The sequence below is a fragment of the Pseudomonadota bacterium genome, assembly GCA_039024915.1.
Classification (GTDB): domain Bacteria; phylum Pseudomonadota; class Alphaproteobacteria; order Rhizobiales; family MH13; genus MH13.
This window is the reverse complement of the sequence record JBCCPK010000002.1, coordinates 185,321-199,678: the sequence shown is the minus strand read 5'-3', so window position 1 is coordinate 199,678 and position 14,358 is coordinate 185,321. Positions and strand designations below refer to the sequence as shown.

Genomic DNA, 14,358 nt, shown 5'->3' with positions numbered 1-14,358 from the left:
TGGGTTGGCGCGCTACCGTTCAGGCAGCAAACCGCGTGGACGAAACCGCAAAACAAGCACCAGAATAAGGCCCATCAGAACCGGTCGCAGGTGCGGGGCTGCGTCGCGGAAACTGTCGCGTAGCGGGCTTTGTTCGGCGAGCGTCGAGGATGCGAGGTCCGCGAGCAATGTACCCAAGGCTTCCGACTGGACCCAGACGAACCAGATCAGAAAGCCCCCAAGCACCGAGCCGAGATTGTTGCCCGATCCGCCAACCACGACCATCACGAGGACGAGGAACGTGAAGCGCAAAGGCTGGTAGGAGCCGGGCGTGAATTGCCCGTCGAGCGTAACGAGCATGGCGCCGGCGATGCCGCATATCGCTGATCCAATGACGAAGGCTTGAATGTGCCGTGCCTTGACGTCCTTGCCCATCGCCGATGCAGCGGCGGGCCGGTCGCGGATGGCACGCATCATGCGGCCCCAGGGAGAGTGCAGGGCCTTTTCGGCCAAATACACCATTGTGATCAAAACGATGCCGAACAGGGCGATGAAGGCCAGCTTGACAACGATGCCCGCTGCGACGTTTGGTTCAGCGCCCAGGCCTGCCGCAAACTCGATGAAACCGGGATCGGTTTGCAAGTCCACCTCGTAGGGAACAGGCCGGTCGAGGCCGGTCACATTCTTGACGCCACGCGTAAGCCAATCCTCGTTCTTGATCACCGCGAGGATGATCTCGGCGATCCCCAAGGTGGCAATGGCGAGGTAGTCGGAGCGCAGCCCAATCGCGATTTTTCCGATGACCCAAGCTGCCCCTGCAGCAAACAGTCCGCCCAAGGCCCAACCAAACAGGATCGAAACGCCCATGCCGCCCAGATAGCCCGATTGTGCCGGGTTGACCGCCTCAACGGCATCGCGGGCAGGCTCGAATAGCTGGGTGAATATGGCGAAACCCGCCACGATCAAAATGAGTGTTGCCAGTGAGCGGGCGAGGCTACCTAGGCGCTGGCGGGCCAGAACGACCGCAACGATCACCACTGCCAGAAAAACAAAGGCGAGCACGATCCGCCCACCGCCCGCGCTCCAGGCTTCCGCTACCGGCGGAGCCGATGCAAGGACCGCTGCCACGCCGCCAAGCGCGACGAAGCCCATCGTTCCGGCATTGAAGAGGCCTGCATAGCCCCATTGCACATTGACGCCGAGCGCCATGATCGCTGAGATCATGCACAACTGGACGATGGTCAGTGCCAGAAGCCAGCTTTGGACGAAGCCGGTGAAAGCGAGCAGGCCGCCCATGATCGCGAACAGCAGCCACGGGTTTTCCCACCAGGCGGCGGGCTGTCCGTTTTGGGCGGCAGTGTCGCTCATACGATCCTCCCCCTAAAGATGCCCGTCGGCCTGATCAGCAGAACGATCACCAGCAGGATGAACGAGATTGCGAACTTGTATTCGGTTTCAACCAGTTGGAAGAGCCCTTCGGGGTCCCAGTTTTCAGGGCCGACATAAGCGAAGACGCGGCGGTAGGCATATGTCAGCGCGACCTCCGAAAAGGCGATAACGAAGCCGCCGACGACCGCGCCGATGGGCTGGCCGATACCGCCAAGGATGGCTGCCGCGAACATGGGCAAGAGCAGCTGGAAATAGGTGAACGGGCGGAAGCTCTTGTCGAGGCCGTACAAGACCCCTGCTATTGTGGCCAGCCCGCCAGCGATGATCCAGGTGACCAGCACCACGCGTTCGGGATTTATGCCCGACAGAAGCGCAAGGTCTTCATTGTCGGAGAAGGCGCGCATCGATTTGCCGGTTCGGGTTTTCTGCAAGAACCAGAACAAAGCGGCCATCACGCCCACCGCCACAACGATGGTGATCACTTGCGTGGTGCGCAGGGCCAAACCCTCATCGAGACCCGTCATGTCGCGGAACTCACGCGCGCGCAGGAGGAACCGGCTGCCGTCGGCGAACGCTATATCGCCGGTCCCGATGAAAATGCGAACCAGTCCATTCATCATGAACATGACGCCCACCGAGGTCATCACGAAAATGACCGGATCAATCTTCCTGTTGCGATAATGTTTGTAGATCAGCTTATCGGTGCCCAGCACGAGCAGCGCCGTCGCAACCATCGCAAACGGCAGCGCAAGAAGCGCCACCGGAAAGATGCCCAGCGACAGCCCCATCGCTTGAAAGGCCCAGGTCAGGAAGATCGCAACCATCGTGCCGAACGCCATGGTGTCGCCGTGAGCGAAATTGGCGAAGCGCAAAATCGCATAGATCAGCGTGATGCCCAGCGCCCCGAGCGCGAGCTGCGCGCCGTAGGTCACCGATGGAATCAGAACGAAGTTTGAAAACAGCACCAGCGCGTTGAGAAGGTCGGCCATCAGGACTGATCCCCTCCCAGGAAGGTCGCGCGCACCTGTTTATCGGCGAGGAGCGCGGCGCCAGTATCGGTGTAGCGGTTGCCCCCTTCCACAAGGACATAGCCGGTATCGGCGATTTCGAGCGCCTGCCGGGCGTTCTGCTCGACCATGAGTATGGCGACGCCCGTCTTCGCAATCTCGAGGATGCGGTCGAACAATTCGTCCATAACGATTGGAGATACGCCAGCAGTTGGCTCATCAAGGATCAGAAGGGTCGGCTCCGTCATCATCGCGCGGCCCACCGCAACCTGTTGTCTTTGGCCGCCGGAAAGCTCGCCCGCTTGCTGATAGCGCTTCTCATAAACGGCGGGAAACAGTGCGTAGACCTTGTCCATGATGCCGGCGCCGCCGTCGTCACGCAGGAACGCGCCCATTTGCAGGTTTTCTTCGACCGTCATCGTTGGGAAAACATTGTTGGTCTGCGGGACAAGACCCATGCCAGCTTCGACGCGCTGCTGAGGAGCAACTCTGGTGATCTCCTGACCATCGAGCGTCACTGACCCACCGCGCAGGTTGAGCATGCCAAAAATGGCCTTGATGGCTGTCGACTTGCCCGCGCCATTCGGCCCGACGATGACCGCCACTTCGCCGCGATCACAGGCGATGGTGCAGTCCTGCAGGATGTCGGCTGCGCCGTAGCCGCCACGCATCTTATCGGCGACGAGAAGCGTCACGAAGCCGCCTCCGTAGCGCTGGGGGCCTCGCTTTCATGCTTGGCCGCTTGTTTGCGACCGACGCCAAGGTAGGCCTCGATCACGCGGTCGTCCTTTTGAACGACATCGGCCGGCCCTTCGACCAGAACCTTGCCTTCCGCCATCACGATCACCGGGTCGCACAGCCGCGAGATGAACGCCATGTCGTGTTCGATCATACAGAAGGTGTAGCCACGTTCCTTGTTCAGGCGGATGATCGCGTCGCCGATTGTGTTGAGCAGCGTCCGGTTCACGCCGGCACCGACCTCGTCGAGGAACACGATCTTGGCGTCGACCATCATCGTGCGCCCCAACTCCAGCAGCTTCTTCTGGCCGCCCGACAGGTTGCCGGCGCGTTCATCGACGAGATGGGTGAGGTTAAGGAAATCGAGAACGTCATCGACCTTGTCCGCGATGGCTTTCTCGCGCGAACGCACCGCAGAACCCTTGAACCACGCGCCCAAAAGGCTCTCACCGGGCTGGTCCGGTGGCACCATCATGAGATTGTCGCGAACTGTTAGGGATGAAAACTCGTGTGCGATCTGGAAGGTTCGCAGCAGACCTTTATGGAAGAGGCTATGCGCCGGTAAGCCTGTAATGTCCTCGCCGTCTAGTTCGACCTTGCCGGACGTCGGCGGGAAAGCGCCCGCGATCACGTTGAAAAGGGTGGTTTTACCGGCTCCGTTTGGCCCGATCAGCCCCGTGATGGTGCCCGTCCTGATCTCGACAGATGCCCCATCGACGGCGTGCACGCCGCCAAACTGCTTGTGAAGATCCGTGACGCGGATCATCGGGGAGCTCCATCGGCAGACGAGATAAGGAAAACGGATGTGTGCGGTTCAGAAAAAGGCTTGGCCGCCCCTTGGAGAGAGGCGGCCAAACACATCACGGGCGTGCGCTTAGCGAACGCGAACGGTTTCCAGTGAGCCGTCCTGAAGCTCGAACTCGTTGAAGACGCCGCTTGGCTCGCCAACTTCACCGAACTCGACACCAGTTGCACCGACATAATCGATATCACCGCCAGCAGCGATGATTTCCAGCGCTTTGGCCAGTTCGCCAGCAGCGATCGGCTCGCCTGGAGCGTTTGCAACGGCCATCATGTTGGCAGCTGCGGCTTCAGAGGTGTGATCACCACCAGCGGCCATGGCCAGAAGGATCAGTGCAGCCGCGTCATAAGACTGGCCGACGAACGGGCCTTCATGGTTGACGCCTGCTGCGTCAGCAACAGCCGGCCAAGGATTGTCGCCACCGACAGCTGATCCGGGCAGGGTGCCGAACCAGCTCTCAAGGTCAGCGCCCAGGTTCTCGACGAGCGAGGTTCCGAACATGCCGTCGCCGCCGACGAAAGTTTCGAACGCGCCGGTGTCGATGGCTGACCGGATCACGCCGAGACCGCCCCGGTCGACATAGCCAAGAACGACCAGTGCATCGCCGCCAGCGGCTGCCAGAGCGCCAACTTCGGCGGAATAGTCGCCGCGGCCATCTTCATGCGGAGCCGAAAGGGTGACAGAGCCGCCCATGCCCTCGTAGGCGGCGACAAATGCGTCGGCGAAGCCCTTGCCGTAATCATTGTTGGTGAAGGAAACGGCCACCTCTTCAATGCCGCGATCCATCACAACTTCAGCCAGAACGATCCCCTGCCGTGCATCTGACGGCGCGGTGCGGAAGAACAGGCCATTGTCTTCAATATCGGTTAGCGCCGGCGACGTGGCAGACGGCGAGATGTTGACGATGCCCTGCGGCACGGTTGCATTGTTGATAATGGCCGTCGTCACGCCCGAACAGTCGGCACCCATGATCGCGGCGACGCCTTCGGCTGAAATGAGGCGCTCAGCTGCCGCGGTTGCGGCAGCGGCGTCAACGCAAGTTGAGTCCGCGCGAACCGAGGTCACCACATGACCATCAAGGAAGAGGCCCGACTCGGAAATTTCACTCATGGCCAGTTCGGCACCTGCCGCCATGTCCGGCGTGAGCGATTCAATTGGGCCTGAGAAGCCCAGAATGACGCCGAGTTTCACTTCATGGCCTTCTGCCTGTGCGGCGACGCCAGATGCCATCAGCGCAGATACGCTCAGGCCGGCGAGAAGAAGCTTTTTCATCAGTACTGTTCCCTGTTTTTTTGCACGCGGCATAAAGCGCGTTTTATGTGAGCGGACCAACCTCGCGGAAGCAGCAGCCGGACGCGCGCATCGGCGTTTCTTAGGACAATCGCTTATGGCCGTGCAACTCTTGTTTGCAGTGCATGGTTAGTGGGCACTCCGGCGGTAGGGCCATCCTTGAGACTTACCGCCGGTCTTCAACGACGAGCCGCGTTCGCTGGTAGGCTTGCAGGCCTTCGATACCGCCCTCATGGCCGTAACCGGATTCGTCAATTCCGCCGAAGGGCGTCTCCGGAAGTGAGATCGCGATTGCATTGATGCCAAGCATCCCGACTTCAACCTCACGCGCAAAACGGTCGGCGGTCGTGCTGTTGGTGGTGAAGGCATAGCCGGCGAGGCCGACCTCTAGCCTGTTGGCGCGCGCGATCATCTCATCGACGCTGTCAACGGGTGAGATCGGGGCAACCGGGCCAAAAGGCTCCTCGTTCATCATATCCATATCATCGGTCATGTCGGCGAGGACGGTGGGCGCGTAGAACGAACCGAGATTGCCGACGCGTTCGCCGCCGGTTGTAACGGTCGCGCCTTTGGAAGTTGCGTCCTGTACGAGCCGCTCCATGCGCTCGACCTGCCGTTCGGCAATCAGCGGACCCATCGTGACGCCTTTATCGAGACCGTTGCCCACGTTGATCGCCTTCGATGCTTCGGTCATGCCATCGACGAAATCTGCATAGACCTTGCGTTCGACGAGGAAGCGCGTGGGAGAGATGCAGACTTGGCCCGCATTGCGATATTTGAAGCTGCTGGCGAGCTTCACTGCCTTGTCGAGGTCAGCATCAGCCGTCACCAGGACCGGCGCATGCCCGCCCAGCTCCATGGTGACGCGCATCAAGGTCTGCGCCCCTAAAGCTGCCAGATGTTTGCCGACAGGTACCGAACCTGTGAAGGATAGCTTCTTTGTGACGTTGGACGCGATCAAGTGCCGGGAGATTGTGTCAGGGACACCGAAGACAATCTGCAAGGCTCCGTCGTGCACGCCTGCTTCGAGGAAACATTTTGCGATCTCGACCGCCGTTCCTGGGGTTTCTTCGGAGGGCTTCAGCGTCATCGAGCAGCCCGCACCCAGAGCGTGAGCGATTTTCCGAATGACGTTGGTGCCCGGAAAGTTCCACGCGACGAACGCGCAGGCGGGCCCGACCGGCTCGCACACTGCATGATAGCGAGGTCCGGGCACCGATGACGGGATGATGCGGCCATAGGCGCGTTTTCCCTCTTCGCCGCACCACCGCGTCATGCCAATCACAAAGTCCATTTCGGTCTTCGCCTCGGCCAACGGCTTGCCCATTTCCATGGTCAAAACCTGCGCGATGGACGTCCGCCTTTCGGTCATCAGGTCGGCCGCTTTGTTCATCACAGCCTGCCGGGCGGCCGGGGTCTTTGAAGACCAAGAGTTGAAGCCTTTTTGAGCGGCCGCGAGTGCTGCATCAAGATCGGTGGAGCTGGCGTGGGGCACCTCGCCGAGCGTTTCACCTGTTGCTGGATTGATCACCTCATCGCGGTCGGTCGATGACCCGGAGGTCCATTTGCCGTCGATAAGCATGGCGATGGTGGGATAGGGAGCGGTGTCGGTCATGGAGACTTTCCGGCGAGACGTTAAGGGTTGGGCATGCCTAGTTGCTGGTTTGCCCATTTAAGGCTGCCCAAAATGGAGCGAGCATTGAGCGCCGCAAGTCCCCCATACGCTGCGATCCTTTCAGCGTGTAAACACACTGGATACTCCGTATGGGTGTTGAACGGGAGCAATGGCATCGGTCTTGCATTCTTTAGCTGCATAAGAGCAAGCTGATGACCGTGGAAATCGACATTCCATTAGTCTTTACCGTTCCGGACGAGACAAGCCCCGATCCGCTTGGGGCGTTCATGGCGCATGCGCCTTATTCAACCGCAGGCTATGCGCCGGCTCCACAAAGCCAGCTCTTGAGCGGGCTGTCGGTTGGGATCAAGGATCTCTACGACGTTGCGGGTTTGAAAACCGGTGCCGGTTCGCCTGCCTGGTTTGCGCAGGCTAAGCCGGCGCAGCGTTCAGCGCCCGCGGTTGTCGCGCTGCTTGATGCAGGTGCTCAGTTCGTTGGCAAGACCTTGACCGATGAACTGGCCTGGAGCCTGAACGGGGAAAACGTTCACTACGGCACCCCGGTCAATGTCGCCGCGCCGGGCCGGATTCCCGGCGGCTCGTCGGCAGGTTCCGCAGCGGCGGTCACGGGTGGATTATGCGATCTGGCGCTGGGCTCGGACACTGGCGGCTCGGTGCGCGCACCGGCAAGCTATTGCGGTGTATGGGGTATTCGACCGACGCACGGGCGGATTTCGCTGTCCGGGGCGGTCGCCTTGGCGCCGAGCTATGACACAGCCGGTTGGTTTGCACGTGATGCTCGTGTCCTGGCTTTGGCAGGTCAGGCACTTCTCAATGCTGACAACGCCGTGCCTCTGACCCCAGAGCGTTTGCTCGTTGCTGAGGAATTGTTTGAGCGGCTCGACGCGCCGCTGCGCGCACCGTTGTTGGAGAAGGTTCGCGTGTTGGCGCGTCGTTTAGGATTGGTGCCGGAGTTCGTAACCTTGTCTGCAACAGATGAGAGGGTGGGGGATGTTGCTGCGTGGCGACAGGCTTTCATCACCACCCAATCCGCAGAGGTCTGGGACGTACACGGCGATTGGGTTGAGCGGGAAAAACCTCAGTTTGGCCCCGGCGTGGGTGAGCGCTTTCTGGCTGCCCAATCCCTGCCTGCCGATGATATCGCTGAAGCACGCGGAAAACGCACCGCTGTTGCTGACCATGTCCGCGGTTTTTTGGGTGACGCGAGCCTTCTGGTTGTCCCGGGCGCTGCGGGCGTCGCGCCGCACAAGAATCTGGATCCAGAAACACTGCAGGAAATCCGCATGCGCGCGCTGGATATCTTATGTGTCGCTGGGATGGCGGGCTTGCCCCAACTGGCTATTCCAGCTCTCAAGACCCCCGAAGGCCCTGTCGGTCTGGGGCTGATCGGCCCCGCTGGTACCGATGAGGTCCTGTTAAATTTGGCGCAGGAGCTTGAAGAACTGTGAACGAGTTTGAACCCCTCCGTCCGCTTGGACCTAACAGTCGGAACAGCTGGAAGGTCAACGCACAGTCTGCCGATCTGGTCCGCCCGCCCTTGGAGGTCCGCGCCGCAATCGTGGCGAGCGAACCGAAGCCCGCGCGCTTTGACATCAATCGATCGGCGCTGATCGTGATCGATATGCAAAACGACTTCTGCCACGCCGACGGTTGGCTGGCGGGCATCGGGGTCGATGTTGCCCCCGCTGCGTCGGCGATTGCACCCTTGCAGCGGGTCCTACCAGCCGCGCGGGCAGTCGGCATGCCGGTATTCTGGGTCAATTGGGGCAACCGACCCGATCTGGCCAACATCTCTCCGGCGCTGCGTCACGTTTACGATCCGGCTGGACAAGACGTCGGACTGGGCGCGCCCATGGGCCCGCGCCGCGCACCTGTCCTTGAAAAGGGTAGTTGGGGCGCGGCCATCGTTGAACCTTTGATGACCGAGCCGACCGACATCTTTGTCGACAAACATCGGATGTCCGGTTTCTGGGATACGCCTCTCGACTCGATCCTGCGTAACTTGCGGGTCGATACGCTGTTTTTCGGTGGCGTGAACGCTGATCAGTGCGTCTACCACACGCTCGCCGATGCAAACTTCCTCGGCTACGACACCTTCATGTTCGAGGACGCCGCCGCGACCACCTCGCCCGAATATTGCATGCAAGCAACCATCTACAATGCGCGCCAGATCTTTGGCTTCACGCTGAAGGCCGATGCGTTTGTGACCGCCCTGGAAGGAGAGTCCCCATGAGTATTCAGATCGCAACGCCACCAGCTGATGCCGTCATGCGGACGCCGTCAGACCTCAAAGCCTACAAGATCAGCCCCAACGATACGAACTATTTTGCCTGCCTCGCGGATCCCGTTCAGGATGGTGTTCCGTTCACATTCATCGTTGAAATCTATGAGAAAGGTGGCGCAACACCGCCAAACACGCACACGGTGGCGCACGAGTTCTTTTTCATTCTCGAAGGCACCGGCAAGGGCTATTGCGACGGGGTCGAGGTCGACCTAGCGCCCGGTTCTTCGCTTCTGATCCCGCCGGGCAAAGAGCACGTTGTCGAGAACACGGGCGAAGGGAAGCTCTATGCCCTGTGCGCGATGGTCCCCAATGAAGAGTTCGCAGAGCTGATTCATTCCGGTCAGGAGGTACCCCTCACGGAAGAGGATCTGGCGGTGATCGGGCGCAGGATGCCGGTTGCGGCTTGATGGTCGATGTCAATCGAGCGGATGTTCTGGCCGAAGTGGAAGCCGTCTTCGCTGATTATGAGCGGGCCTTGGTGACCAATGACGTGAACACCCTCGACACGCTGTTTTGGAGTTCCGAGCACACCATCCGTTACGGCCCGGCGGAGAGCCTGTACGGGCAGGACGAAATTCTCGCGTTCCGCAAAGCAAGGCCTTCAACGGGGCTTGAACGCGCCTTGCGCCGCACGGTTATCACGACATTCGGGGCGGACATGGCGACAGCGAACACGGAGTTCGTCCGTGGCGACGGAGCGAAAATCGGCCGCCAATCGCAGACATGGGTACGCATGGAGGATGGTTGGAAAGTTGTTGCCGCCCATGTTTCGCTGCGCGACCGGGTGGAGGGAGATCCGTGACGCTGGCCTACGCGTTTGACCGGGAACGCTATGACCTTGAAGGGTTTCGAGGTGCCGTCAATGGCGTGAAGCTGTTTGACGACCCGGTCACCCTGAAGCGCCGCTCGCGGGACTATTACTGGTTCAGCCCAATCGCGAAAGCTGCGCTTGATGGGCTTCAAGCTGATCTCGTAGCGGTACCGGCCACCGTCGAAGAAGTCATCGCCATCGCATCCGCCGCGGCGCGTTTGCGCATCCCCGTGACCGTCAGAGGTTTCGGGACTGGGACCTATGGTCAGGCTGTCCCTCTGCATGGCGGGATTGTTCTCGATCTTTCCGAGATGACGGACATTCTCGAACTGGGGCCGACCGGTTTTCGGGCCATGTCCGGCGCCAAAGTCGACGCGGTGGAACGTGCGGCCCATGAACAGGGGCTTGAGCTGCGCATGCACCCGTCGACCAAGAAAATCGCCACCATCGGCGGCTACTTCTGCGGCGGCTCGGGCGGAATAGGCTCGGTTACTTGGGGCGGTTTGCGTGAAGAAGGTAATCTCCACGGTGCAACGGTGATCACCCTCGAAGATAGTCCACAAACCATCCGGCTTGAGGGTCTCGATACCAATCTCGTCAATCGCACATTTGGCTCGACCGGCGTCGTGGTCGACGTCGCCGCGCCGCTTGAGCCCGCGCGCGCCTGGCAGGACATGGTTGCCGCCTTTGATGATTTCGACGCCGCCTTACGCTTCGCGCACGATGTGGCCGCAGATCCCGGCATTGCTAAACGGCTGGTTTCGTTTCACGTTGCGTCCTGCGCGCATTATCTGCGGCCGCTCATTCCACAGCTCGAGGGGGGCAAGTGCGCGGTCCTCATGATGATTGACCAGCGCGACCTGCCGAAAATCGACCCAACGCCGATCATCGTCAGTGAGCCCTCCGATGCGCGTGAGGCCGATCCGAAAAAGCTGCCCATCTACGAGATGAGCTGGGGTCATACGACGTTGCACGCGGTCAAGCAGGACCGCTCGATTTCCTATTTGCAGACACTGTTTCCGCCCGGCCGCATCATCGAGACAGCCAGCGCAATGCATGCAGCACTCGGTGATGAATTACCGCTGCACATGGAATTCATCCGTTATGAGGGCGAGCTTGCCGCCAACGGCGCACAGCTGTGGCCCTTTACAAGCCCTGAGCGACTGAGCGAGATCATCGCGCTGCATGAAGATAACGGGGTTCCTGTCGCCAACCCGCACGTTTTCACCGTTGAGGACGGTTCACGCCACAAGCGTGTGCCCGGTGATCAGTTGGCTTTCAAGGCACGCGTCGACCCTTATGGACTGTTAAACCCTGGAAAGATGCCGAGCTACGTTCCGGTTCGTTCATAAGCTTTCGCTGATAAATGCCTAACCCTTAGGCAGCTTTAAGGGCATTCAGCGCCAATATTGGGCATGGCGTAAAATTGTGCGCTTCCTTAACCAAGCCAGCGTTGCCCCTGTTCGCGCAGCACAGTACCTCTACCATTACGGCGGTTTGCGGATGTGTTCTGCCGCCAAGATAATTCGCACCGACGCGCCTGGACGCGAAACGGCGCTTCAACAGGAGAAACGACAATGGGTCGAACACTTTTCACCCGCGGTATCATCGCTGCTGGCCTCACGGTCGGGCTTGGCGCAACAAGCGCGCTGGCCACCGATGTCCGCTTCACGATGGACTGGGCTTGGCAGGGGCCGCAGGCGTACGCGCTGATGGCGCAGGAATCTGGCTGCTTCGAAGAGGGCGGCGTCAACATCTCATTCGACCGTGGGTTCGGCTCCGGCCGCGTTCCGGTCGATCTGGCCGCTGGCACTTACGATATGGGCGTTGCGGACATCAATCCGACAATCAAGTTTCGCGCTGAGAACCCTGACAGCGACCTGATCGCGGTAGCCGTGCTGTTCGATGGCTCACCTCTTGTTGCGGTCGTTTCTGCCGATAGCGAAATCGTCGAGCCCAAGGATTTCGAGGGGACAACGCTCGCCGCTCCAGACTTCGACGCCGGTCGCCAGCTTTTCCCGATTTTTGCAAAAGCCAACGAGATCGACGAGTCCACCATCGAGTGGATTTCCGTGAGCCCCGAACTGCGCGAACCGATGCTGGTGCAGGGTGAAGCTGATGGGGTAACGGGCTTCATCACCTCCTCAACGATGAGCCTGGCGCGCCTTGGCATGACCGAAGACCAGCAACGCGTGTTCCGCTACAAGGATTACGGCGTCGAGCTGTACTCAACCTCTATCCTGACAAGCCGCGCATTTGCCGAAGCCAATCCCGAGGCTGTAACGACCGTCGTGGGTTGCATGCTGGAAGGCCTGAAGATGGCCATTGCCGACCCTGATGCGGCTATTGCCGGGCTGGCGGAGTTCGAGCCACTGACCGACGTGCCGATCGAGCGCCAGCGCTGGCAGATCTCGATTGATGAGATGATCATGACGGACAACGTCAAGGAAAATGGCATTTCGTCGGTGGACGAAGAGCGGTTTAATCTGGGGATCATCGAAGTTGAGAATGCATACGACATTCCCAATTCCCTGACGATGGACGACATTTATACCGACGCGTATCTTCCCTCGAAAGAAGATCGCATGCTGCCAACGATGTAAGCGGAAACGCATGATGACACGGTATGCCGGGCTTGGACCTCGTCCTCGCCTGGTATCCGTCACAGGCGAGCACATGATCCGAAGGCAGCGGCCGGAGAGACCTGCATGAGTGGTGGATTTGTTGAGCTTGACGATGTTTCGCTGCGCTACGGCGGCGAAGAGTCGGGAACGCTGGCGCTGTCCGGTGCTAATCTGAAGGTCGACAAGGGCGAATTCATCGCTGTGGTTGGTCCCTCGGGATGTGGCAAATCCACTTTGATGAAAGCCATGTCTGGTCTGTGGCCGGTGACATCAGGCGGCGTGCGCGTCGCTGGTCAGTATGTCGACGGGCCACTTTCCATCGTTGGCATGGCGTTTCAGGCCGCGACCTTGCTTCCGTGGCGCAACACGATCGACAATGTGATGTTGCCGCTTGAGATTGCGCAGCCCTATCGTTCCCAGCTTTCGTCTCGCAAGGAAGAGTTTCGCGAGAAAGCGCGGAGTCTTTTGAAGCTTGTCGGCCTTGAAGGGTTCGATGAGAAGTACCCTTGGCAGCTTTCAGGCGGGATGCAGCAGCGGGTTTCGCTTTGCCGTGCGCTGATCCATGAGCCTGAACTGTTGATGCTCGACGAACCATTCGCGGCCCTCGACATGTTCACGCGTGAAGAGCTGTGGGGCGTTCTGCAGAACGTATGGATGGCGAAGAAGCCGACCATCATTCTCGTCACGCACGATCTGCGCGAAGCGGTGTATCTGGCGGACAAGGTTTACGTCATGAGCGCGCGACCGGGCCGCATGATCCATGAACGCGATATCGAGTTTGCCCGCCCGCGCCAGCTGGACATCACCTTCCGCCCCGATTTTGGCGGAATCGCGCAGGATTTGCGCGATCATATTTACACCGCGCGCTCAGACGAAAGCGCCCCTGTCGCGCCGATCCCGGCGGCAGCTGAATAGGCGAGGAGCTCGCAACAGATGGTCGACACCACCGCACAAACGCAAACCCCGGCTCCATCGTCAGCTGCGGCGCAGCCTTCTCGTAAAACCGGGGGCTTGAAGCTCAGCAGCAAGCAGCTGGAACGCATCATGCCGTGGCTTGTGGTGTTCAGTTTGTTTGCAATTTGGGAGGGGACGGTTCGGCTGTTCGACTTTCCGCAGTTCATTCTGCCCGCGCCGACGGTCATTTTTGAATCCATGTGGCAATGGCGCGTTCCCATTATCGACAACGCCATGCAGACTGCGTTCACCACGGTGGTCGGCTTTGGCATAGCTATCGTTTTCGGTCTGGTGACGGGCGTTCTGATCGGCTCGTCTTCACTCGTCTACAACGGCTTCTATCCGGTCCTGATCGGCTTCAATTCCATCCCGAAGGTGGCTGTGGTTCCGATCCTCGTCATTTGGTTCGGTATCGGCACCGTGCCTGCGATCATCACCGCGTTCCTGATCTCGTTTTTCCCTATTCTGGTAAACGTCGCGACCGGCATTGCCACGGTGGAGCAGGAGCTTAAGGACGTGCTGCGTGCGCTCGGCGCGTCCAAGCGCGACATCATCATGAAGGTCGGCATACCGCGCTCGCTGCCGTACTTTTTTGCGTCGCTGAAGATCGCGATCACCGTTGCATTCGTTGGCTCGATCATTGCGGAGACCGTCGCCTCCAACAAAGGCATTGGCCATCTCATGATCCAGGCGTCCTCACGGTTTGAGGTGCCTCTGGTGTTTGCCGGTTTGATGGTAACCGCGATCATGGGCGTGCTGATGTATCTTGCCGCGAACTTTGTTGAGCGCCGCATGACCGGTTGGGCGACGCGTTCGCAAGGCGACCCGGCAAGCCAGGTCTGAT

Annotated in this window: 14 protein-coding genes; 8 read left to right on the top strand and 6 right to left on the bottom strand. The window is 59.9% G+C overall.

Features of this window, described 5'->3' with window-relative positions:
- Positions 1-12 precede the first annotated feature (12 nt).
- The 6 genes from AAF739_04265 to AAF739_04240 form a co-directional block, all read right to left on the bottom strand.
- Entirely contained in the window at positions 13-1,347 is a 1,335-nt protein-coding gene (locus AAF739_04265) for a branched-chain amino acid ABC transporter permease (GenBank protein ID MEM6381866.1), read from the bottom strand.
- Positions 1,344-2,357 (bottom strand): branched-chain amino acid ABC transporter permease, encoded by a 1,014-nt coding sequence (locus AAF739_04260; GenBank protein MEM6381865.1) that lies wholly within the window; start codon positions 2,355-2,357, stop codon positions 1,344-1,346. The genes AAF739_04265 and AAF739_04260 overlap by 4 nt, the downstream gene beginning before the upstream one ends.
- Positions 2,357-3,070, bottom strand: coding sequence for an ABC transporter ATP-binding protein (locus AAF739_04255; GenBank protein ID MEM6381864.1), 714 nt, complete (start codon positions 3,068-3,070; stop codon positions 2,357-2,359). Before AAF739_04255 ends, AAF739_04260 begins: the two co-directional genes overlap by 1 nt.
- Complete coding sequence (locus AAF739_04250) at positions 3,067-3,879, bottom strand: ABC transporter ATP-binding protein (GenBank protein MEM6381863.1); 813 nt, start codon at positions 3,877-3,879, stop codon at positions 3,067-3,069. Before AAF739_04250 ends, AAF739_04255 begins: the two co-directional genes overlap by 4 nt.
- A gap of 108 nt (positions 3,880-3,987) precedes the next feature.
- Positions 3,988-5,187, bottom strand: a complete 1,200-nt coding sequence (locus AAF739_04245; protein ID MEM6381862.1) for an ABC transporter substrate-binding protein — start codon at positions 5,185-5,187, stop codon at positions 3,988-3,990.
- A gap of 184 nt (positions 5,188-5,371) precedes the next feature.
- Positions 5,372-6,820, bottom strand: a complete 1,449-nt coding sequence (locus AAF739_04240; protein ID MEM6381861.1) for an NAD-dependent succinate-semialdehyde dehydrogenase — start codon at positions 6,818-6,820, stop codon at positions 5,372-5,374.
- A 212-nt stretch (positions 6,821-7,032) separates the two neighbouring features.
- Between AAF739_04240 and AAF739_04235 the strand changes: the two genes are divergently transcribed.
- The 8 genes from AAF739_04235 (at position 7,033) to AAF739_04200 (ending at position 14,357) form a co-directional block, all read left to right on the top strand.
- The gene (locus tag AAF739_04235) at positions 7,033-8,289 is read left to right on the top strand and encodes an amidase (protein MEM6381860.1); all 1,257 of its coding nucleotides are present in this window, start codon (positions 7,033-7,035) and stop codon (positions 8,287-8,289) included.
- On the top strand, positions 8,286-9,074 hold the full coding sequence (locus tag AAF739_04230) for an isochorismatase family cysteine hydrolase (GenBank protein ID MEM6381859.1): 789 nt from the start codon (positions 8,286-8,288) through the stop codon (positions 9,072-9,074). Before AAF739_04235 ends, AAF739_04230 begins: the two co-directional genes overlap by 4 nt.
- Positions 9,071-9,532 carry a cupin domain-containing protein gene (locus AAF739_04225; protein ID MEM6381858.1) on the top strand — a complete coding sequence of 154 codons (462 nt, stop codon included), beginning with the start codon at positions 9,071-9,073 and terminating at the stop codon, positions 9,530-9,532. Before AAF739_04230 ends, AAF739_04225 begins: the two co-directional genes overlap by 4 nt.
- A complete protein-coding gene (hpxZ, locus tag AAF739_04220; protein MEM6381857.1) occupies positions 9,532-9,927 on the top strand; it encodes an oxalurate catabolism protein HpxZ in 396 nt (131 codons plus the stop codon). The genes AAF739_04225 and hpxZ overlap by 1 nt, the downstream gene beginning before the upstream one ends.
- Entirely contained in the window at positions 9,924-11,288 is a 1,365-nt protein-coding gene (locus AAF739_04215; protein MEM6381856.1) for an FAD-binding oxidoreductase, read from the top strand. Before hpxZ ends, AAF739_04215 begins: the two co-directional genes overlap by 4 nt.
- Before the next feature lie 225 nt (positions 11,289-11,513).
- The gene (locus AAF739_04210; protein MEM6381855.1) at positions 11,514-12,539 is read left to right on the top strand and encodes an ABC transporter substrate-binding protein; all 1,026 of its coding nucleotides are present in this window, start codon (positions 11,514-11,516) and stop codon (positions 12,537-12,539) included.
- A gap of 105 nt (positions 12,540-12,644) precedes the next feature.
- A complete protein-coding gene (locus AAF739_04205; protein MEM6381854.1) occupies positions 12,645-13,475 on the top strand; it encodes an ABC transporter ATP-binding protein in 831 nt (276 codons plus the stop codon).
- A 129-nt stretch (positions 13,476-13,604) separates the two neighbouring features.
- Positions 13,605-14,357 (top strand): ABC transporter permease, encoded by a 753-nt coding sequence (locus AAF739_04200; GenBank protein ID MEM6381853.1) that lies wholly within the window; start codon positions 13,605-13,607, stop codon positions 14,355-14,357.
- Position 14,358: the final 1 nt, after the last annotated feature.